Source organism: Rhodopseudomonas palustris BisB18, assembly GCF_000013745.1.
Taxonomy (GTDB): domain Bacteria; phylum Pseudomonadota; class Alphaproteobacteria; order Rhizobiales; family Xanthobacteraceae; genus Rhodopseudomonas_A; species Rhodopseudomonas_A palustris_F.
On the sequence record NC_007925.1, the window covers coordinates 1,209,279 to 1,227,877 of the forward strand.

General features: G+C 65.1%; 22 protein-coding genes. 18 read left to right on the top strand and 4 right to left on the bottom strand.

The window, feature by feature from the left end; genetic code table 11:
* Position 1 precedes the first annotated feature (1 nt).
* Together RPC_RS05570 and RPC_RS05575 are read left to right on the top strand one after the other, a co-directional pair.
* The gene (locus RPC_RS05570) at positions 2 to 1,273 is read left to right on the top strand and encodes a MotB family protein (protein WP_011471576.1); all 1,272 of its coding nucleotides are present in this window, start codon (positions 2 to 4) and stop codon (positions 1,271 to 1,273) included.
* Complete coding sequence (locus RPC_RS05575; RefSeq protein WP_011471577.1) at positions 1,270 to 2,460, top strand: chemotaxis protein; 1,191 nt, start codon at positions 1,270 to 1,272, stop codon at positions 2,458 to 2,460. Before RPC_RS05570 ends, RPC_RS05575 begins: the two co-directional genes overlap by 4 nt.
* Here RPC_RS05575 and RPC_RS26725 read toward each other — a convergent pair.
* Positions 2,409 to 2,855, bottom strand: a complete 447-nt coding sequence (locus RPC_RS26725; protein WP_415914801.1) for a hypothetical protein — start codon at positions 2,853 to 2,855, stop codon at positions 2,409 to 2,411. The genes RPC_RS05575 and RPC_RS26725 overlap by 52 nt on opposite strands.
* On the opposite strand from RPC_RS26725, the gene RPC_RS05580 reads away from it, so the two are divergent.
* From RPC_RS05580 to RPC_RS05650, 15 genes are all read left to right on the top strand, one after another.
* Complete coding sequence (locus tag RPC_RS05580; protein WP_415914802.1) at positions 2,835 to 3,665, top strand: flagellar hook-length control protein FliK; 831 nt, start codon at positions 2,835 to 2,837, stop codon at positions 3,663 to 3,665. The two genes, RPC_RS26725 and RPC_RS05580, sit on opposite strands and share 21 nt — an antisense overlap.
* A 43-nt stretch (positions 3,666 to 3,708) precedes the next feature.
* Positions 3,709 to 4,194, top strand: coding sequence for a transglycosylase SLT domain-containing protein (locus RPC_RS05585; protein ID WP_415914803.1), 486 nt, complete (start codon positions 3,709 to 3,711; stop codon positions 4,192 to 4,194).
* Between the two features lie 73 nt (positions 4,195 to 4,267).
* Positions 4,268 to 5,503 carry a flagellar hook protein FlgE gene (locus tag RPC_RS05590; RefSeq protein WP_011471580.1) on the top strand — a complete coding sequence of 412 codons (1,236 nt, stop codon included), beginning with the start codon at positions 4,268 to 4,270 and terminating at the stop codon, positions 5,501 to 5,503.
* 31 nt (positions 5,504 to 5,534) lie between these two features.
* Positions 5,535 to 7,007, top strand: a complete 1,473-nt coding sequence (gene flgK, locus RPC_RS05595; protein ID WP_011471581.1) for a flagellar hook-associated protein FlgK — start codon at positions 5,535 to 5,537, stop codon at positions 7,005 to 7,007.
* Positions 7,008 to 7,012: 5 nt separating this feature from the next.
* Positions 7,013 to 8,056: a flagellar hook-associated family protein gene (locus RPC_RS05600; RefSeq protein WP_011471582.1), complete on the top strand. Its 1,044-nt coding sequence runs from the start codon at positions 7,013 to 7,015 to the stop codon at positions 8,054 to 8,056.
* 30 nt (positions 8,057 to 8,086) lie between these two features.
* Positions 8,087 to 8,434 (top strand): flagellar biosynthesis regulator FlaF, encoded by a 348-nt coding sequence (gene flaF / locus RPC_RS05605; protein WP_011471583.1) that lies wholly within the window; start codon positions 8,087 to 8,089, stop codon positions 8,432 to 8,434.
* Positions 8,435 to 8,442: 8 nt separating this feature from the next.
* Entirely contained in the window at positions 8,443 to 8,847 is a 405-nt protein-coding gene (gene flbT / locus RPC_RS05610) for a flagellar biosynthesis repressor FlbT (RefSeq protein ID WP_041802495.1), read from the top strand.
* Between the two features lie 17 nt (positions 8,848 to 8,864).
* Positions 8,865 to 9,272, top strand: a complete 408-nt coding sequence (gene flgD / locus RPC_RS05615; protein WP_011471585.1) for a flagellar hook assembly protein FlgD — start codon at positions 8,865 to 8,867, stop codon at positions 9,270 to 9,272.
* A gap of 3 nt (positions 9,273 to 9,275) precedes the next feature.
* On the top strand, positions 9,276 to 9,542 hold the full coding sequence (fliQ, locus tag RPC_RS05620; protein WP_011471586.1) for a flagellar biosynthesis protein FliQ: 267 nt from the start codon (positions 9,276 to 9,278) through the stop codon (positions 9,540 to 9,542).
* Between the two features lie 70 nt (positions 9,543 to 9,612).
* Entirely contained in the window at positions 9,613 to 11,700 is a 2,088-nt protein-coding gene (flhA, locus tag RPC_RS05625; protein ID WP_011471587.1) for a flagellar biosynthesis protein FlhA, read from the top strand.
* Positions 11,697 to 12,443, top strand: coding sequence for a flagellar biosynthesis protein FliR (gene fliR, locus RPC_RS05630; RefSeq protein ID WP_011471588.1), 747 nt, complete (start codon positions 11,697 to 11,699; stop codon positions 12,441 to 12,443). Before flhA ends, fliR begins: the two co-directional genes overlap by 4 nt.
* 6 nt (positions 12,444 to 12,449) lie before the next feature.
* Complete coding sequence (locus RPC_RS05635; RefSeq protein WP_011471589.1) at positions 12,450 to 12,845, top strand: hypothetical protein; 396 nt, start codon at positions 12,450 to 12,452, stop codon at positions 12,843 to 12,845.
* A gap of 39 nt (positions 12,846 to 12,884) precedes the next feature.
* Complete coding sequence (locus RPC_RS05640) at positions 12,885 to 13,367, top strand: rod-binding protein (RefSeq protein WP_011471590.1); 483 nt, start codon at positions 12,885 to 12,887, stop codon at positions 13,365 to 13,367.
* A 28-nt stretch (positions 13,368 to 13,395) separates the two neighbouring features.
* Complete coding sequence (locus tag RPC_RS05645) at positions 13,396 to 13,884, top strand: hypothetical protein (protein ID WP_011471591.1); 489 nt, start codon at positions 13,396 to 13,398, stop codon at positions 13,882 to 13,884.
* Positions 13,875 to 14,333, top strand: a complete 459-nt coding sequence (locus RPC_RS05650; protein WP_011471592.1) for a hypothetical protein — start codon at positions 13,875 to 13,877, stop codon at positions 14,331 to 14,333. The genes RPC_RS05645 and RPC_RS05650 overlap by 10 nt, the downstream gene beginning before the upstream one ends.
* On the opposite strand, the gene RPC_RS05655 is transcribed toward RPC_RS05650, so the two are convergent.
* Complete coding sequence (locus tag RPC_RS05655; RefSeq protein WP_011471593.1) at positions 14,299 to 15,012, bottom strand: response regulator transcription factor; 714 nt, start codon at positions 15,010 to 15,012, stop codon at positions 14,299 to 14,301. The genes RPC_RS05650 and RPC_RS05655 overlap by 35 nt on opposite strands.
* Positions 15,013 to 15,880: 868 nt before the next feature.
* Positions 15,881 to 16,732 (bottom strand): hypothetical protein, encoded by an 852-nt coding sequence (locus RPC_RS05660; RefSeq protein ID WP_011471594.1) that lies wholly within the window; start codon positions 16,730 to 16,732, stop codon positions 15,881 to 15,883.
* A gap of 274 nt (positions 16,733 to 17,006) precedes the next feature.
* On the opposite strand from RPC_RS05660, the gene RPC_RS05665 reads away from it, so the two are divergent.
* Positions 17,007 to 17,249 carry a hypothetical protein gene (locus RPC_RS05665; RefSeq protein ID WP_415914804.1) on the top strand — a complete coding sequence of 81 codons (243 nt, stop codon included), beginning with the start codon at positions 17,007 to 17,009 and terminating at the stop codon, positions 17,247 to 17,249.
* Positions 17,250 to 17,440: 191 nt separating this feature from the next.
* Here RPC_RS05665 and RPC_RS05670 read toward each other — a convergent pair whose 3' ends face one another.
* Positions 17,441 to 18,541, bottom strand: a complete 1,101-nt coding sequence (locus tag RPC_RS05670; RefSeq protein WP_011471596.1) for a S1C family serine protease — start codon at positions 18,539 to 18,541, stop codon at positions 17,441 to 17,443.
* Positions 18,542 to 18,599 lie beyond the last annotated feature (58 nt).

Genomic DNA, 18,599 nt, shown 5'->3' on the forward strand with positions numbered 1-18,599 from the left:
GATGGCCGAGCAAGACCGACCCGAACTGATCATCATTCGGCGCCGCAACTCGCTCGACGTCGAAGAGAAGAATGGCGTCTGGAAGATCGCCTATGCCGACTTCATGACGGCGATGATGGCGTTCTTCCTGGTGATGTGGCTGATCAACGCCACCAACCCGGAGACGCGCGAGAGCGTCGCCGCCTACTTCAACCCGATCAAGCTGACCGACTCGACGCCCGATCGCAAAGGCATCCATGATCCGCGCCGGGTCGATCCCGGCAAAGCGGACGAGGGCGACAACGAGCGGCCGCACCCCGAGCCGGACAACGCCGCGCAGCCGGCGCCGCGTCAGCAGCCGGAGCAATCGCACCCCGACGAAGCCGCGCTGTTCCGCGATCCCTATGCGGTGCTGTCGGAAATCGCCGGCGGCCCGCCGCGCGCAGCCCAGGCCGGAAGCGCGCCGGAGGCGACGCGCAAAGATGGAATGAAAGGCGGCGAGGCCTATCGCGATCCGTTCGATCCGATCAGCTGGCCGATGGCGCAGACCTCGCCGCTCGACGACAAGGCGTTGGGCCGCAAGGAAGCCGGCAACCTGCCGTTCGACGAGGCCGCCGCGGCGCTGAGCGAAGGCCAGGGTCGTCGCCCGTCGCAAGGCACCCCGGACGCCACGGCGGCGCCTCAGGATGCCGAACCGCCGAAAGCCGCGCCGGCTTCGTCCGAACCGCAGCAGGATCGGCCGAGGCCGGTCGGGTTGTTCGCCGACGACGCAACGAAGACCGGCGCGCCCGGCAATCGTCCGGCCGGGGCGCGTGGCGACACCACGCCGGCGGCGAATGCCGCGGGCAAGTTGCAGGCGACGATCACCGCCGCGCTGGCGACGCTGGGCGCGGCGCGCCCGGTCACCGAGGTCCGCGAGACCACCGAGGGCCTGCTGATCAGCCTGACCGACGACGTGAATTACGGCATGTTCGCCACCGGGTCGGCGGCGCCATCGCCCGGTCTGGTTCGTGCGCTCGACAAGATCACGCCGCTGATCGCGCAGAATCGCGGCCAGATGATCGTGCGCGGCCACACCGACAACCGCGCCTATCGCTCGGCAGAATACGACAATTGGCGGCTGTCCACGGCCCGCGCGCACATGGCCTATTACATGTTGATCCGCGGCGGCCTCGACGCCGGGCGGATCGAGCGGATCGAGGGCTACGCTGATCGCCGTCCGAAAGACCCGAACGATCCGTCGGCGGCGCCGAACCGCCGGATCGAGCTGCTGATCCGCGCGCCGACGCCATGATCTATCTCAGCATCATGGCGCTGGCTTTGCTCGCTGTGCTGGGCGCGGCGCGCGCCGAGGAGGGCGAAGCCGCGGCGCGCGAGCCCTATCAGCTGGTGCGCTCGCTGCAGTCCTTGCAGGACGACATCGCGCGCGGCAATCTCGACGCCCACAACGCGCAACGCGGATTGCTGAAACAGCTCGGCGAGCAGTTTCAGCAGGCTGATCCCAATCTGTGGAAGGACTCGCGCAATGCGCGGGCCGCGGTCACGTTCCTGCTGAGCGGCGGTGACCCGCAGGTGGTCCACGCGCTGCGCTCACGCGACCTGCTGAGCCTCGACGCGGCGATCCTCGACGGCGCGATGGCCTATATCGAAGGCCGTCCCGACGAGGCCAGGGAGCGGCTCGGCGGGGTGCGGGCGCGCAGCCTGCCGGCGGCGCTCGGTGCCGAGATCGCGCTGGTGCAGTCGGCGCTGCTGGCCAAGAGCGACGTCAAGGCATCGATCGACCGGCTCGACGAGGTGCGGCTATTGATGCCCGGCACCCTGGTCGAGGAGGCGGCGCTGCGCCGCGAGATCTTTCTGGTCGGGCAGGCCGACGACTTCGACAAATTCGAGTTTCTGGCGACCCGATACTTCCGGCGTTATCGTCACTCGATCTATGCGGGGAATTTCCGCCAGCGCTTTGCGCTGTCGGTGGCGCGCTTCAGTTTCGCGCAACAGACCGCGCGGTTTCCGCGGCTCGTCGGCGTGCTGGACCATCTCGACGGCGCCAGCCAGCGCGCACTCTACCTGCTGATCGCCCGCACCGCGCTGGTTCGCGGCAAGACCGAGATGACGGTGCTCGCGGCCGAGCGCGTCCTGGCGCTGACCGAGGACGAGGACAGCCCCGCGCGCGGACGGGCGGAGTTGTACCGCGCCGCCGCGCGCCTGGTCACCAGCGGCCATGCGCAGGCGCTCGAGGATCTGCAGCAGATCGACGCCGGGCGGCTGCCCGAGCAGGACGCCGAGCTGCTGGCGGCAGCGCTCAAGCTCGGGCGCACCGTGCGAAAGGCGTTGCCGACGGTCTCGGCCAAGGTCGACGTCGACGACGGCGTGCCGACGGCGATGCGGCCGCGGATCGACTTCAGCGCGTCGCTCGGCGCCATCAATCGCGCTCAGCAGCTGCTCGACGAGTCGGGTGCGCAACTCAAGGAGCGAAATCGATGAACAAGGCCGATCTGCTGATGACGGCGCTTCGTCAACTTGCCGTCGCGAAAACCACGGCGCGCGTCGGTGCCGCCCATGCGACGGCCGCGAAAGATCGGGCCGACAAGCCCGAGCATTTTCGCGAGCAGCTGCGGGTGATCGCGCAGGCGGCGAAGCCGGGCGCCAAAGCCGAAACCCCGCGCGACAGCACCGAGGTCGCCATCCCGGACCTCGAGATGGCGGTCCGCGGCGCGGAGCCCACCGACGACGACGCCGAGGTGTCGAGCCGGCCGAAAAACCGCGCCGGAAAATCCGCCGAGCGAGCGGCACGGCACGCTGCGTCCGAAGTAATTGCGTCGTTGGAAGGACGCAGCCCCGACGCGGCGCTGAGCGCGATGATCGCCAAGTTCGATCAACCTGCGCCATCCTCCGCGGCCGGCGATGACGCCGCGCCACCGCTGTCGCTTCCGCAGCTTCGTGCCGAGCCGCGCGACGCCAGCTTGACGTTGGTCGATGCCGCCGCCACCGCCGAGACCGCGCCGTCGAATGACCTCTCGGCCCCGCGCGTCGCGCTCTCCATCGACACGGCGGAGGCCCGCCCCCTGCCGGTCAAGGTGGCGGTGCGCGACCAGGAGACCCACTTCGCGCCGGTCCAACAGCTCACGCAGTTGCAGAAGATCGTCGATCGCATGAGCGCCGAGTTGCCGGCGGCCTCCGCGCCCATCGTCGGCACCGCGGCCGATGCCGCGCCGTCGGGCCTGCACAAGGCGAGCGACGGTCCGGTCAAGATTCTGACGCTGCAGTTGGAGCCGCCGGACCTCGGCGCGGTGACGGTCAAGATGCGTCTCGCCGGCGACGCGGTCGAGATCCGGCTCACCGCGGAGCGCGCCGACACCGCGCGGATGCTGCAGCACGAGCGCGGCACGTTGACGGACATCATGCAGTCCGCCGGCTACAAGTTCGACATCGCGGCGATCGATCACAGTCGCGCGGCCGATAGCAATGCCGGCTCCGGCCAGCAGCAGCCGCAGCCGGACCAGCGTCAACCGCAGCAGTCGCCCGGCGGATCGCCGATCAATTTCGCGGAGTCCGGGCGGCAATCCAACGATGCCCAGTCGGGCCCGCGTCACAACAGGCAGCAGCATGAGCAATTCACCGAGCCGGCGGACCGCCCGCAGGATAACGAGGTCGTCCGCGACAGGGCTGGCGGCGCTGTTTATCTGTAGCGTGGCAAACCACGCCTGCGCCGGCGGGCCGTGCGAACGCCAGATGGCGTTGGCGGCCGGACGGCACGGCGTTCCGCTCGGCGTGTTGTATTCGGTCGGCCTCAGCGAGACCGGGCGCAAGGGCGTGCTCAATCCCTATGCGCTCAACGTCGACGGCAAGACCGTGCTGGCCGCCGATCTTCGAGGCGCCGTCAGTCGATTCACCGAGGCGAAGCGGAACGGCGCCAAGCTGGTCGATCTCGGCTGCATGCAGATCAATCACCGCTACCACGCCGACAAGTTCGCCAGCGTCGAGGCGATGTTCGATCCGGCGAAGAACGTCGACTACGCGGCGCGGTTTCTCAAGGAGCTGCGGGCGCGGGAAGGCAATTGGACGATGGCGGTCGCGCGCTACAACGCAGGGCCCAGCAACAAGATCGGACAACAACGCTACGTCTGCGGCGTCATCGGAAGTCTGGTAGCGAGCGGCTTCGGGTCCTGGACCAGCCGGGCGCGAGCCTTTTGCAACGACCGCACCGCACTACGATAGATGCGTAGTGAATGATCAGCCCCACGCAAGCGATGTGGACTCTAATGACAAACAGGCAGAATGGAGAGCTTCGATGAGTCTGTATGGCGTGATGCGCACCGGCGGCTCCGGAATGACCGCGCAGTCGAACAAGCTGTCGGCGGTGGCCGACAATATCGCCAACGTCAACACCACCGGCTACAAGCGCGCCTCCACCGAATTCTCGTCGCTGATTTTGAAGAGCGGTTCCGGCAGCTACAATTCCGGCAGCGTCGAAACCCAGGTGCGCTATGCGATCTCCGACCCCGGGACGCTGCAATACACCACCTCGGCGACCGATCTGGCGATCCAGGGCAACGGCTTCTTCGCGGTGAGCAACGCCGGCGGCACGCCGTTCCTGACCCGCGCCGGCTCCTTCGTGCCGGATGGTCAGGGAAATCTGTATAATGCGGCGGGCTACTATCTGATGGGCTACAACCTCAAGAACGGCCCGCCCAACGTCGTCGCCAATGGCCTGACCGGATTGGAGGTCGTCAACATCGGGCAGACCGCGCTGGAAGGCAATCCGTCGACCAAGGCCGCGGCGACCGCCAACCTCAACGCCAACGCCGGCATTACCGCGGGTGCGCCCAACTACACGTCGAAGACCTCGCTCGTCACCTACGACAATATCGGCAACAAGGTGACGCTCGACATCTATGCCTACAAGACCGCGGCCAACGCCTGGACCATGGAGGTCTACGACAGCGCCGACTCGACCGGCGGCGGCTTTCCCTATACGGGCGCGCCGCTGGCGACGGGCAACTTCAGCTTCGACGTCAGCGCCACCGGCAAGGGCCGGCTGGCGGGGGGCAGCCCGACCTCGCTGTCGCTGACCATCCCGAACGGCTCGCCGTTCACACTCGATCTGTCGTCGATGACCCAGGTTGCCGCGGACTTCCAGTTCAAGGCGACGGTCGACGGCAATTCGCCGAGTTCGATCGACAAGGTGGAAGTCGCCACCGACGGCACCATGTACGCGATCTACAACGATGGCACCCGGATTGCGACCTACAAGATTCCGCTGGCGACGGTGCCGAGCCCGGACAACCTCGTGCCGGAAGTCGGCAACGTCTATTCGATCGGGATCAACTCCGGAAACGTGCAGGTCGATTTCGCCGGGCACAGCGGGCTTGGCATCGTCAAGGCGGAAGCGCTCGAAGCCTCCAACGTCGACCTCGCCAACGAACTGACGGCGATGATCGAGTCGCAGCGTGGCTATACGGCGAATTCCAAAGTGTTCCAGACCGGCGCGGATCTGCTCGACGTCCTCGTCAATCTGAAACGTTGAGCGGAACCCGGTCAACAAAGCAGGCATCACCATGACACTCACCGTCGCGCTCAACTCGGCCCGGTCGTCGCTGATGGCGGCGGGCGCCCAGGCCGCCGCGGTCTCCCGCAACATCGCCGGCGCCAAGCAGGACGGCTATTCGCGCAAGAACGTGCTGCTGGCGACGATGCCGGGAAGCGGCGTGTTCGTCGAAGGCATCCAACGCGCCGCCAGCGCGGGACTGTTCAACAACGTACTGAAGGCGGCGTCGACCTCGGCAATGCAGGATACGCTCTACAACGGGCTGCAGAAGATCGCGGCGGCGACGATCGACGATCCGGAGCTCGACCAATCGCCCGCTGCGCAACTCGCCAAGCTGCGCACCGCGCTGCAGCAAAGCGCGACCGCGCCCGACAATGTCACGCTGGCGCAAGCCGCCGTGACGGCTGCCAAGGGTGTCGCCGCCTCGCTCAACGACGCCACCAAGACCGTCCAGGGGGTGCGGCTCGATGCCGACGCCGAGCTAGAGACCTCGGTCGCGACCATCAACCAGCTGCTGGCGCAGTTCGAAACGGTCAACACCTCGATCGTGAAAGGCACCATCACGGGGGCCGATACCACCGACTATCTCGACCTGCGCGACAGCATCTTGTCGAAGCTCTCGCAGGAGGTCGGCATCACCGTGTCGACCCGCGCCAACAACGACATGGTGATCTACACCGATTCCGGCGTCACCATGTTCGAGAAGACCGCGCGCTCGGTGAGCTTCGATCAGACCTATGGTTTCTCGCCGACGACCACCGGCAACGCGGTCTATATCGACGGCGTGCCGGTGATCGGCGCCTCCGCGGTGATGCCGGTGCAATCCGGCAAGCTTGCCGGCCTCGCCGCGCTGCGCGACGACACCACGGTGTCCTATCAGAACCAGCTCGACGAGATCGCGCGCGGCCTGGTCGAGGCTTTCGCGGAACGCGATCAGAGCGGGGCGTCACTGCCCGACGTGCCGGGGTTGTTCACCTATCCGGGCGCGCCTGCGATCCCGGGCTCCGGGGTGATCGCGGTCGGACTCGCGGGAACGATCACGGTGAGCGCATCGGTGGATCAGAGCGTCGGCGGCGATCCGACGCGGCTCAGAGACGGCGGCATCTCGGGCAACCCCGCCTACACCTACAACACCACCGGCCATGCCGGCTATTTCGCTCGTCTGCAGCAAATGGCCGACGGTCTCACCCAAAGCCGCGCGTTCGATCCGGCGGCATTGGCCAAGCCCAACACCGGCCTGATCGACTTTGCCGGATCGTCGGTGAGCTGGCTGGAATCGCAGCGCAAGGGCGCCAGCGACGAATCGACCTACAGCCAGACCCTGTTGGAGCGCAGCGCCGACGCCCTCAGCAACGTCAACGGCGTCAATATGGACGACGAAATGACCTTCATGCTGCAGGTCGAGCGAACCTATTCGGCCTCGTCGAAGCTGATTTCGGCGGTGGACCAAATGTTGAAAGATCTCCTGGCGGCTGTGGGGTAACGGATATGGCGACGACTTTCATTTCCACAAATTCGATCTCCACGACATTGCGGATCTCCGCGATGAAGAGTCAGGCCGCGTTGTCGCGGGCGACCAAGGAGGCCACCACCGGCCGCAACGCCGACGTCGGCCTTAGCCTCGGCGCGCTGGCGGGCCGCGATGTGGTGCTGCGCGCCGAGTTGCTCAATGTCGACAAGCTGGTGGATACCAACGGGCTGGTCGGCGGGCGCCTCGACACCGCGCAGCAGCGGGTGGACGAACTGATCGACACCGCCAAGTCGTTTCAAAAGGATCTGTTGGCGGCGCGCAATTCGGCCGGTGGCGGCACCATCATCGCGCAGTCGGCCAGCGCCAACCTGCAGGGCCTGATCTCGACGCTGAACGTCACGATGGACGGCCAATATCTGTTCGGCGGCATCAACACCGCGACGCGGCCGATTTTGGATTACGCGGCGGGCTCCGCCAGCAAGACCGCGGTCGATGCGGCGTTCTCGGCGACTTTCGGCTTCGCGCAGAATTCCCCGCTGGTCTCCGGGATCACCGCCGCCGACATGCAGAGCTTCCTCGACACCACGTTCCAGGCCCAGTTCGACGACCCGGCGTGGGGCACCAACTGGTCGACGGCGACCGATCAGGTGATGCGCAGCCGCATTTCCACGACACAGACCATCGATTCGTCGGCCAGCGCCAACGAGCCGGCGTTCCGCAAGCTGGCGAAGGCCTACACCATGCTCAGCGATCTCGGCACGTCGGGCCTCAATCAGTCCGCCTTCCAAACCGTGATCGATGCCGCGATCGAAGACATCGGCGAGGCGATCAACGATTTGGCCGGAGTCGGCGCCAAGATCGGAACCGCCCAGGAGCAGACCACCGGGGCCACCGAGCGGCTCAAGGTGCAGGGCGATCTGATCACCCAGCAGATCAACGCCATGGAACAGGTCGATCCCACCGAGGCGTCGGTCCGGGTCACCAACCTGAAGAGCCAGTTGGAGATGTCGCTGGCGCTCACCGCGCGGATCCAGCAGCTCAGCATCCTCAATTATCTCTGATCCCGTCAAAGCAGCAGGTCGTCCATCGAAATGACATTATCCAGCTACGACACCGTGATCGAAGACAGCGGGCAGGAAGCGCGTGCCCGCGAAAGACTGGCGCTGAGCCATGGCATCGACCTGCTGACGCGGTTGCAGAGCGGCGACCTTCGGTCGCCCGACGACGTCGAGGCGCTGCTGTACATCCGCCGGCTATGGACGTTCTTCGTGCTGGATCTTTCCAGCCCGCGAAACGGATTGCCCGAAAAACTGCGCGCCGACCTGATCTCGATCGGGTTCTGGGTCATCAAGGAAGCCGACCGTATCCGCCAGGAGAAGGCCACCGACATCGCCGAACTGATCGCCGTCAACGTCGTGATCCGAGACTCGCTGGCATGAAGAAGCCGATGTGTGTCTCGTTGCGCGGCGGCGAGCGGATTTATGTCAATGGAGCGGTGTTGAGGGTGGACCGCAAGGTGACGCTCGAGCTGATCAACGACGTCGCCTTCCTGCTGGAAGGCCAGGTGATGCAGGTGGCGGATGCCAGGACGCCGCTGCGACAGCTGTATTTCGTGGTGCAGCTGCTGCTGATGAGCCCGCACGACATCGACGAGGCCAAGGCGGTCTACCGTGAGCAACATTGCGCTCTGGTCGCGATCACCGAGAACCAAGAGATCTTGCGCGGCCTGGAGGCTGTCGAGGATCTGGTCGAGGCGAAACGCTACTACGAGGCCCTGAGAAAACTGCGGGCGCTGTTCGAGATCGAGCAATCCATCCTGAACGGATTGATGATGCTCGATGAAACGGCCTGACACGCGAGGAGGATGATATGGTTGTCGACAGTGTAAACGCCGCGCAATCGACGGCGAACAGCAGCAGCACGTCATCGACGTCGGCTTCGATCGGCTATAACGATTTCCTGCAGTTGCTGATCGCGCAGATGCGCAACCAGGACCCGACCAGTCCGACCGACATGTCGCAATATATGAGCCAGTTCGCGCAACTGTCCTCGGTCGAGCAGGCGATTCAGACCAATCTCAAACTGGACGCGCTGTTGTCCACCAGCGCGCTGTCGCAAGCCGAAGGCTTGATCGGCCGCACCGCTTCTTTCACCGCCGAGGACGGCCAAAGCTCGACCGGCAAGATCACCGCGGTGCACATCATTCAGGGCGGGGCGGTGGCGACGCTGGACAACGGGGTGCAGGTGCAACTCGGCCCGGGCATCACCATCAGCTGAGCCATGAACGAACGTGACGCGCTGGACATCGTCCAACAGGCGATCTGGACGATCATCGTAGTTTCGGGCCCGGCGGTCGGGGCCGCGATGGCGGTCGGCGTCGCCATCGCGCTGCTGCAGGCGCTGACCCAGGTGCAGGAGATGACGCTGACGTTCATTCCCAAGATCGTGGTCATGCTGATCGTGGTCGCGGTTTCCGGATCGTTCATGGGCGCGCACATCTATGCGTTCACCGAGTTGCTCTACTCGCGGATCGAGCACGGATTCTGAGCGCCCAGCGCCACCTCCACGCAAGCTCGGTGCTGCAAGCTGGCGGCATGTCTGAATCACAGGATTCCCCATGACCGATGTAATGGTGCCGGGCGTGCCGGTCGAACGTCGGATCGGCACCGACGTGGCTTTCGCGGTCGGCATCGTCGCCATCCTGACGATGCTGGTGCTGCCGGTGCCGACGTTGCTGATCGACATCGGCCTGGCGTTCTCGATCGCGCTGTCGGCGTTGATCCTGATGGTCGCGCTGTGGATCCAGCGGCCTTTGGACTTTTCCGCATTTCCCACCGTGCTGCTGATCGCCACGATTCTGCGTCTGGCGCTGAACGTGGCCACCACGCGGCTGATCCTGTCGCATGGCGGCGAGGGCGAAACCGCGGCCGGCTACATCGTCGCCGGGTTCTCCAAATTCGTGATGGGCGGTGATTTCGTCATCGGCCTGATCATCTTCGCCATCCTGGTCACCGTCAATTTCGTGGTGATCACCAAGGGCGCGACCCGTATCGCCGAAGTCGGCGCGCGCTTCACGCTCGATGCGATTCCGGGCAAGCAGATGGCGATCGACGCCGATCTGTCGGCTGGCTTGATCGACGACAAAGAGGCGCAACGTCGGCGCCGCGAGCTCGAGGAGGAAAGCGCCTTCTTCGGCGCGATGGACGGCGCCTCGAAGTTCGTGCGCGGCGACGCCATCGCCTGCCTGATCATCACCTCGATCAATATCTTCGGCGGCATCGTCATCGGCGTCACCCATCATGGCCTGCCGCTGGCGCAGGCCGCCGACATCTTCACCAAGCTCTCGGTGGGCGAGGGGCTGGTGTCGCAGATCCCGGCGCTGATCGTCTCGTTGTCCGCCGGCCTCTTGGTGTCGAAGGGCGGAACCCGGGGGTCGGCCGAGCAGATGGTGCTGCGCCAGCTCGGCAGCTATCCGCGCGCGCAATCCGTGGCCGCGCTGATGATGTTCGCGCTGGGGATGCTGCCCGGCCTGCCGCTGATGCCGTTCGCCTTTCTCGGCGGGGTGATGGCTTTCATGAGCTACGCGCTGCCGCGGCGGCGGGCGGCCGAACAGCAGGACGAGCAGGCCCGCGCGACGCAGGATCAGGCGCGCGCCCAGGCCGAGTCCAAGGATTCCATCAAGGAATGTCTGCGGGGCGCCGACATCGAGCTTTGCGTCGGCAGCCAGCTGGCGGTGCAGATGCTCAACGCGCACGGCGAGCTGGCGCATCGGGTCAGTAAGATACGTCGCCGCTTCGCCACGCAATACGGCTTCGTCATTCCGGAAATCAAGCTGACCGACGATCTGTCGATCGCACCGAAGACCTACCGCATCAAGATCTACGGCACGGTGGTGGCGCAGCACGACTTGCGCATCGGCGAGGTGCTGGTGTTGTTCGACGGCGATCGCAAGCCGGACGTCCCGGGCGACGAGACCATCGAGCCGGCGTTCGGCATGAAGGCGATGTGGGTCCCGGACACCTTCCTCGACCAGGTCAAGCAGGACGGTTTCAAGGTCGCCGACAACATCTCGGTGCTGCTGACCCATGTCAGCGAAGTGATTCGCAGCAATCTGGCGCAGCTGTTGTCCTACAAGGACACCCGCGCGCTGCTGGACCGGCTGGATCCCGAATACAAGCGCCTGATCGACGACATCTGCCCGTCGCAGATCTCCTATTCCGGTCTGCAGGCGGTGCTCAAGCTGCTGCTGTCGGAACGGATTTCGATCCGCAACCTGCATCTCATTCTGGAGGCGGTCGCGGAGATTGCGCCGCATGTCCGGCGCTCCGAGCAGATCGCCGAACACGTCCGGATGCGCATCGCGCAGCAGATTTGCGGCGACTATTCGGACAACGGGGTGTTGAAGGTGTTGCGGCTCGGCAATCGCTGGGATCTTGCCTTCCATCAAAGCCTGAAGCGCGACGGCAAGGGCGAGATCGTCGAATTCGACGCCGATCCCCGCCTGGTCGAGCAGTTCGCGGCCGACGTCTCCGTCGCGGTTCGCAAAGTCACCGGGCAGGGCGAGAACGTCGTGCTGGTGGCGCCTCCCGAGGTGCGCCCCTATGTCCGCATGATCACCGAGCGGATGTTCCCGACCTTGCCGATCCTGTCGCATGTCGAGATCGCGCGCGGCGTCGAGGTGATGTCGCTTGGAGCAATCTCTTGATCGCACCGGCGTCGATCTCGGTGTTGGTGGTGTTCCTGATCTTCTGCCGGGTCGGCACCTGCATGATGGTGGCGCCGGGCTATTCCAGGTCGAACATTCCGGTGCAGGTCAGGCTGTTCTTGGCGCTCAGCGTCACGCTGATGTTGTCGCCTTTGCTCGAAGCCACGGTCCGGCCGGCGCTGGAGGGCGCGGCCGCGCCGGCGATCCTCGGCCTGATCTGGTCGGAACTGGTGGTCGGACTGATGATCGGCTTGACCGCGCGGGTGTTCTTCGCCGCGCTGGAGACCTTGGCCACCTTCGTCGCATCGGCGATCGGGCTCAATCTGGCCGGCACGGTGGACGACGGCGAACACGTGCCGGCGTTGGTGCCGTTGATCACCGTGTCGGCGACGGTGCTGTTCTTCATGACCGAGCAGCATTGGCAGCTGCTGCGCGGCCTGCTCGGGTCGTACCGGATCTGGTTGCCGGCGACCGGCGTCGGCATCGGGGACGGCGTTGCCCAGCTGGTCGATCACCTGTCGCAGGCCTTCACGTTGGCGCTGCGGGTGGCAAGCCCGTTCGTGATCTATTCGGTGATCGTCAATCTGGCGATCGGGCTCGCCAACAAGCTGACGCCGAGCATTCCGGTGTACTTCATATCGCTGCCCTTCGTGTTGTTCGGCGGGTTGCTGCTGCTGTATCTCACCGGCCGCGAAATGGTGCTGCAGTTCTCCATCGCCTTCGCGGCGTGGCTCGCGGGGTGAGCGCAGATGACGGCGAAAGACCGCAAAATCCGCCGCATCGCCGCCGTCCAGGCGCGGCTGCACCGCATCGCCGAATGGCAGCTGATGGAATGTCAGGCCAAGGAGAGCGAACTGGACGAACGGCGGCGGCGGATCATCGAGGGGTTCAACGACGAGACCAAGCTGCCGGAGCTGGTGGCGCAGATCGCCAGTCGAAGCCTGAGGGCGGCGAGTGTCGAACACGGCGTCGTCAGCAAGACCAAGCAGCGGCTGGCGGCGCATGCCCGCGACGAGGCGCGCAAGCTGAAGCAGGTGCTGCGCAAGGTTCACGTGCTTGCCGGCCGCGCCATTCGTGAACAAGAGAAGCGGACGTTGGAGGACGAAATTGACAAGTCAGTCAAACGCTCGATCGACAAACAATAGCCCAGCAACCGCGGCGTCGACCGCCGCGCGGAGGCGATCATGACGGTCGCGCCGGTGCAGGACTTGATCGTCGATGTGATGGCGGCGGCGGATCCGGCGTCACGGCGGGTCGCCGCCAGCAGGCTCGAGCGGCTGGCCTCGACCGCGGAGCAGGACTTCGCCGCGACGGTGGATCGGAAGATCGAGGCCGGCGCGTTGGACCAGCAAGGCATGGCGGCACAGAACGCGGGCTCCGGGTCGGGCGCGGCGCTCGACCTCGCCGGGCACGCAACGATCATCAAACCGTCGGGCGGCAACGCCGCGGTGTACCGGAAATTCGAGGCGTTCATCCTGCAGATGTTCGTGGAGTCGATGCTGCCGAAGGACGCCAACGAGGTGTTTGGCAAAGGCACCGCCGGAACGATCTGGCGATCGATGCTGGCGGAGCAGATCGGCAACGAGATGAGCAAGGGCAACGGCATCGGCATCGCCAAGCAGTTGGCGAAGTCGCGAGCGGCGGCGGATGCGGCCGCCGCGGGCTGAGCGCGGTCGGCAAGTAAGGAGAAGGCAAATGGATTCTGAACAGCGGCACAATGTCCCGGTCCGGGGCGACGAGCGGTCCCCCGTTGAGGCGACGGACGATGCGACGGTGGCGGCACCGCCGTCCCCCGCCCTCGACGAAGAGCCGCCGGCGCCGGGCCAGTGGCTTGGCACAAGCAGCAGCACGCTGAACGCCATCGAGCGGCTCAATGCGGCGATCGACGAGGAAACCGAACGGCTGGAAATCAGGGTGTCGGTGGATCTCGAAGAGTCCAGCCGGCGCAAGAATCACGGCCTGCTCGAACTGACGCGGGCGATGCGGCTGGCGCAGGGCGCCGCCGTCGATCCGCGCGTGGTGCCGCATCTGGCGCGGCTTCGCGCCAGCCTGGTCAGGAATCAGGCGGCGCTGCAGATTCACCTCGACGCGGTTCGCCAAGTCTCCGCCATCATCGCCAGATCGATCCAGGAGGTGGAATCCGACGGCACCTATTCGGCGGCGGGGTCACGCCGATGCAAATGATCAGACTGCTGATCGCCGGGGCGTGGGCCTGTCTGGTGACCGTGGGCGCCAGCATGGCAATGTCCTACTGGAAGCAGGATCGCATCGCGCCGCCGCCCGCGGAGGAGGCGCTCGGCGGTTTGGTCTACGAGAAGACCAAGGTGATCAACGTGCCGATGATTGCCGAAGGCAGCGTCCAAGGCTACATCGTCACGCAGCTGGTGTTCACCGCCGAGGCGCGGGCGTTGCGGCAATTGCCGGTGCCGCCCGAGGCCTTCGTCGTCGACGAGGCGTTTCGCAGCATCTACGGCGATCAGAAGCTGGACTTCAAGAATCTGTCTCGCTTCGACCTGTCGCAGTTCACCCAGACGGTGCGCGAGCACGTCAACGAACGGCTGCAAACCGATGCCGTTCGCGACGTGCTCGTGCAGGATTTCAACTATGTCTCGAAGGATCAGATTCGCCGTTAGCGCGCGACTTCAGATCGTCGAGCCGATAACCCATGTAGCGTTTCGACTCGATCGGGTCGTAACCGAGATGGCCGCGTAGCTTTTTGCGCAATTTGCTGACGTGGCTCTCGATGACGTTTTCGTCGAAGCTCGCGTCGAACAGTCCGTAGATGGCGTTGAACATCTGGTTCTTGGTCAGCCACTTTCCCTGGTGGCTCACCAGATGTTCGAGAATCCGCAGCTCGCGGCGCGGCAGCGCCAAGGTGCGGCCGCCGATTTCGGGATCGCGGCCGTCGAGGAAGACCCGGATCACGCTGGTCGGCGTTTGTTCGGCCGGCCCGATGGTGCGGCGGCGGATCACCGCGGTGCGCGCCAGGATCTCGCGAACGTGCACCGGCGCATTGACGACGTCGTCGACGCCGGCTTCGAACAACTCGATCGTGCTCTTGAGATGTTTCAGGCCGTTCAGGGCGATGATCGGCGCCCGACACCTGTTGCGAATGCTCGGCGGCAGACTGATGCGGTCGGCGCAGTCTCCGAGCAAGAACGCCCCGATCGCCCCCAGGTCATTGCCGAGCGCGCCTTCCAGCCAATCGCGAAAGTCCGTCGAAGAGAAACCGATCGAGACGATTCCCTCGCGATCAAACCCGTCCGCGTAGCCCTGAATGACACCCTTGCGGTCATCGATGACAACAAACATGTAACAATCCCCCAGCGTGTTCGTCTAGAAGTCATTGCGGAGCCGAAACCAGGCATGTTGCTCCATTCGCCCGACGCAAACTGACGCAACACAACAGTTACGGGATTCGGAAAGCGCGAATGCGCCCCTCGAAGGATTGACACGGAGCGGCCGTCTTACGTCTGTGGGGACGGCGGCCGTGATGATGCTGTGGGCAATGCGATGAATGTTGGTGGTCGATGCGAGCGCGGCGGCTCGTCGGCCTGTCCATCGTATTTCGAAGCATCGCAGTGCAATCCGAACTCGTAGTATTACGCATTACGTCAAAATGATGCCGGTGCGTCAAGCGATCGACATATGCAGAAATGCAGTGCAAACAATTCAACTGACAAAGTTGCATAAAAGACTCACTACGCCGTCCATTTTCGTCAAATACCGCATAATCAGCTGCGACGTAGTGCTACATAATGCAACGCACTGCTACGCAGTGCGACGCGGTGCTACGCGTTGATACACGGTGCTACGCGTTGCTACGTAATGTTCGTGGAAATAAGCGGCGTTTCGGGTGGCGAATCAGTGCGTGCGCGTCGCCTCCGGTGCGCGACGCGCCGGGCATCTGGTCTTCGCGTCGAAGGGGCGTGGTCCGCGGCTGCGCCGGGCGTCGACCGGCGGGCCGCGGCCGCGGCGTCGCCGGAGCAGGATGCGCTCGGCCGCCGTGGGGTTGCCTCACGCGTCGGCTATGCCGCCGGCCGCGTGCGTGCCGCGATGCGTGGTCCTGCCGATGCCGACTTATGCTCGCGCGAGGACGGTCGCTGGCCCGGTGGCGCTGCTTTTGCAGAATGAGGCGGTCCGGCGGATACGCCTTCGCCGTCGCCGAGCGCGACCGCGCTCAGCGCGCGGAATTGATCACGCCTTGGGTGGTTGCCACCTCTGGGCGGCCATTGACGGTTCTGATGTCCTGAATGCGCCCAAGGTTTGGGACGTCCTGGCCGAGATTGACCTCGATCACGCCCGATGGTCCCTCGAGCAGCGCGACGCCGTCATAGGCGCGGCGAACGCGCCAGCCGGTGATGACCTCGGCGACCGGATTCGCCGGCCGCGGGCGCTGAATGCTCCCGGTGACCTCGCCGGAAGCATCGGTCGGGTCGGCGTGAGCGGACGGCGTGGCGTCGTCCGGCAGCCGCTCGACCTTGCGGGTTGGCGGCGCTTGATCGGCGCGGTGAATGCGAGAGGCGAGCCGGCCGATGCGTTCACTGACCGCCTGGTTCGCTGCGGCGAGCGCCGTCTTGGTGGCGGCCACATCATCCGAAAGCTCGGCGACGTTGCGGCGCAGTTGTTCGACGGACTCGCGAATCGTGCGCAGGTCGGCGACCTGCGGCTTGGCGACCGGCGACGGCTGCAGCACCACATAGGCGAGCCCGCCCGCGCAGAGCAATGTCGAGACGGCGACGTAAGTGGCCAGCGAGGCGAACGGCATCGTCCATGGATACGACTTTGCAGGACGCACCACGAGAGTCGCCGGCGGCAGCAGTCCGCGCCGCTTCGGCTTCGCCGGCTCGGGGCGCGCCATGGCCTGCGTTCGCCTGAAGCTGGCCAGCACCTCCTTTGCGAGCATTTCGTCGAAGCTCGCCGTGGTCGTGCGGTGCGGGGCGGTGGCGCCGTTGCCGGCCGCTCGGCTCGGCGACGCCATGGCCGCGGCGGCGGGCGGCGAGGTGGCCTTATTAGTTGATGCGTCGACCATGGCTGTCTGCGGCGAATGAGAAAAAATATCGGCAGTGGATAGCAAGCGAAGCTTGTCCGAAGCCGTCGTGTTGCGATGTTTGCGGTGATTTTTTCGTGCATTTGCAGGCGCACAGGCGCGTAAAAATTAATGTGTTTGTTTTGTGCAAAAATCGAGCAATGTTTTATCTAAGCCGACTTTCTTCGTTTTGATTCATGTTGAGTGAAGAGTTCGGTCATAGGTTGAGGTGATGAGTACTGATTTGAAATCTTGGGCTGAAAAGTTCGCTGCTGAGTTGACCGTTGATGGCGAGCGCGTGCCGTTCGAGCGCGTGCTCGCCCATCATTTGGACGAGATCACGAAGCTTCGCGCCACCTCGCGTCTGACATGGCGCAGCATGGCGTCCCTGTTGGCGCGCGCCGGCGCACGGCGCGGTGACGGTGGTCCGATCTCGGCGGATCAACTGCGGGCCGGCTACGCCAGGCTGGCGCGTCGAGAAGAAGCCGGCGCCTCGCCGGCGCCGCGCTCGTCGCCCTGATGGTTGGTGTCGGCTGCAGCGGAGCGCTTGTCTCTCATCCGACGATTCACCTTTATCTTTATCTTTATCGTTGTCCTCGTCTGCGTGCGTCTGGTCACTCATGCGACTCAGTCGCGGTAACAGAGTGCGTGCGTGGGAAGAACGCGCAAGCTCCGAATGGCCGATCCGCGCCTCGATCGGCACCGCGGCGGTCAAGAAGGCTGACTGATGTCCTGCACCCTGACGCGAACCGTGCTCGACCGGTTGTTGCGCCTGATCGATAGCTCGATCTCCTGTCCGACTCCGACCGCCTCTAACTGGTCGGTGAGATCCGACAGGCGTCTCGTCGGTTGGCCGTTGGCGCTGACGATCACGTCGCCGATTTCGCCGGCCGCCTGATCGATGCCGCGCAGTCCGGATTTGGCGGCGGGCGATCCCGGCAGCGCACGGACAATGATGACGCCTTCGATTCCGAGCCGGGTCGCGACCGCTTCGTTGGCGGCGACGATGCCGATCCCGGGCGTCGGCACCCGTCCGTATTTGATCAGTTCGGGGACCACCCGATTCACCGTATCCACAGGAATCGCAAAGCCGATCCCGGCGTTCGAGCCCGAGGGCGAGATAATCGCGGTGGTCACGCCGATCAGTCGTCCCGCGGAATCCAGTAGCGGACCTCCGGAGTTTCCAGGATTAACGGCGGCGTCGGTCTGGACGACGTTGCCGATTTCCCGCCCTGAACCGGTCGGCAAGCGCCGCTTCAAGGCGCTGATTACGCCGGTCGACAACGATTGGTCGAGACCGAACGGGTTGCCGATCACGAACGCGGCCTGTCCGACTTTCAAATCGGCCGAGCTGCCCACCGTAATCGGCGCAGGCAGACGGCGAGGGTTCTGCAGCCGAACCACCGCCAAATCGTAATTCGGAGCGGTGCCGACGATCGTGCCGGGAACGACATCGCCGCTGGCGAGACGAACGGCGACGTGAGCGGTCCCGTTCACCACGTGGTTGTTGGTCACCACGTGACCTGCGGCGTCCCAGATCATGCCGGTGCCGCTCTGCTCCCGAGGCTGCTCGCCTTCGAAGTCGGTTGGGCCGCTGCCGGCGGCTGAGCCGACCACCTGAACCACCGAGGGCGAGACCCGCTCGAACAGGTTGATGGTCGCCCGCTCGGATTCCGCCAGATAGCTTCGTGCAGCGACCGCCCTGGGCGATGTTGCCGCGAACAGCAGCCGGTCGATATAGGGCTGCCCGACCAGCGCGGCGAGCAGCGCGATCAGAATGACGGTCGCAACGCGGGAGAAACGATCGCGCATATCTCACTCCGTGCGATGCCGTGACGAGCCCGTGCTACCGAAGCCATTCGCGCGGCAT

Coding starts and splice junctions, on each gene's coding strand:
- RPC_RS05570 (WP_011471576.1), top strand. CDS start 2: ATGGCCGAGCAAGACCGACCCGAACTGATCATCATTCGGCGCCGCAAC.
- RPC_RS05575 (WP_011471577.1), top strand. CDS start 1,270: ATGATCTATCTCAGCATCATGGCGCTGGCTTTGCTCGCTGTGCTGGGC.
- RPC_RS05580 (WP_415914802.1), top strand. CDS start 2,835: ATGATCGCCAAGTTCGATCAACCTGCGCCATCCTCCGCGGCCGGCGAT.
- RPC_RS05585 (WP_415914803.1), top strand. CDS start 3,709: ATGGCGTTGGCGGCCGGACGGCACGGCGTTCCGCTCGGCGTGTTGTAT.
- RPC_RS05590 (WP_011471580.1), top strand. CDS start 4,268: ATGAGTCTGTATGGCGTGATGCGCACCGGCGGCTCCGGAATGACCGCG.
- flgK (WP_011471581.1), top strand. CDS start 5,535: ATGACACTCACCGTCGCGCTCAACTCGGCCCGGTCGTCGCTGATGGCG.
- RPC_RS05600 (WP_011471582.1), top strand. CDS start 7,013: ATGGCGACGACTTTCATTTCCACAAATTCGATCTCCACGACATTGCGG.
- flaF (WP_011471583.1), top strand. CDS start 8,087: ATGACATTATCCAGCTACGACACCGTGATCGAAGACAGCGGGCAGGAA.
- flbT (WP_041802495.1), top strand. CDS start 8,443: ATGTGTGTCTCGTTGCGCGGCGGCGAGCGGATTTATGTCAATGGAGCG.
- flgD (WP_011471585.1), top strand. CDS start 8,865: ATGGTTGTCGACAGTGTAAACGCCGCGCAATCGACGGCGAACAGCAGC.
- fliQ (WP_011471586.1), top strand. CDS start 9,276: ATGAACGAACGTGACGCGCTGGACATCGTCCAACAGGCGATCTGGACG.
- flhA (WP_011471587.1), top strand. CDS start 9,613: ATGACCGATGTAATGGTGCCGGGCGTGCCGGTCGAACGTCGGATCGGC.
- RPC_RS05635 (WP_011471589.1), top strand. CDS start 12,450: ATGACGGCGAAAGACCGCAAAATCCGCCGCATCGCCGCCGTCCAGGCG.
- RPC_RS05640 (WP_011471590.1), top strand. CDS start 12,885: ATGACGGTCGCGCCGGTGCAGGACTTGATCGTCGATGTGATGGCGGCG.
- RPC_RS05645 (WP_011471591.1), top strand. CDS start 13,396: ATGGATTCTGAACAGCGGCACAATGTCCCGGTCCGGGGCGACGAGCGG.
- RPC_RS05650 (WP_011471592.1), top strand. CDS start 13,875: ATGCAAATGATCAGACTGCTGATCGCCGGGGCGTGGGCCTGTCTGGTG.
- RPC_RS05655 (WP_011471593.1), bottom strand. CDS start 15,012: ATGTTTGTTGTCATCGATGACCGCAAGGGTGTCATTCAGGGCTACGCG.
- RPC_RS05660 (WP_011471594.1), bottom strand. CDS start 16,732: ATGGTCGACGCATCAACTAATAAGGCCACCTCGCCGCCCGCCGCCGCG.
- RPC_RS05670 (WP_011471596.1), bottom strand. CDS start 18,541: ATGCGCGATCGTTTCTCCCGCGTTGCGACCGTCATTCTGATCGCGCTG.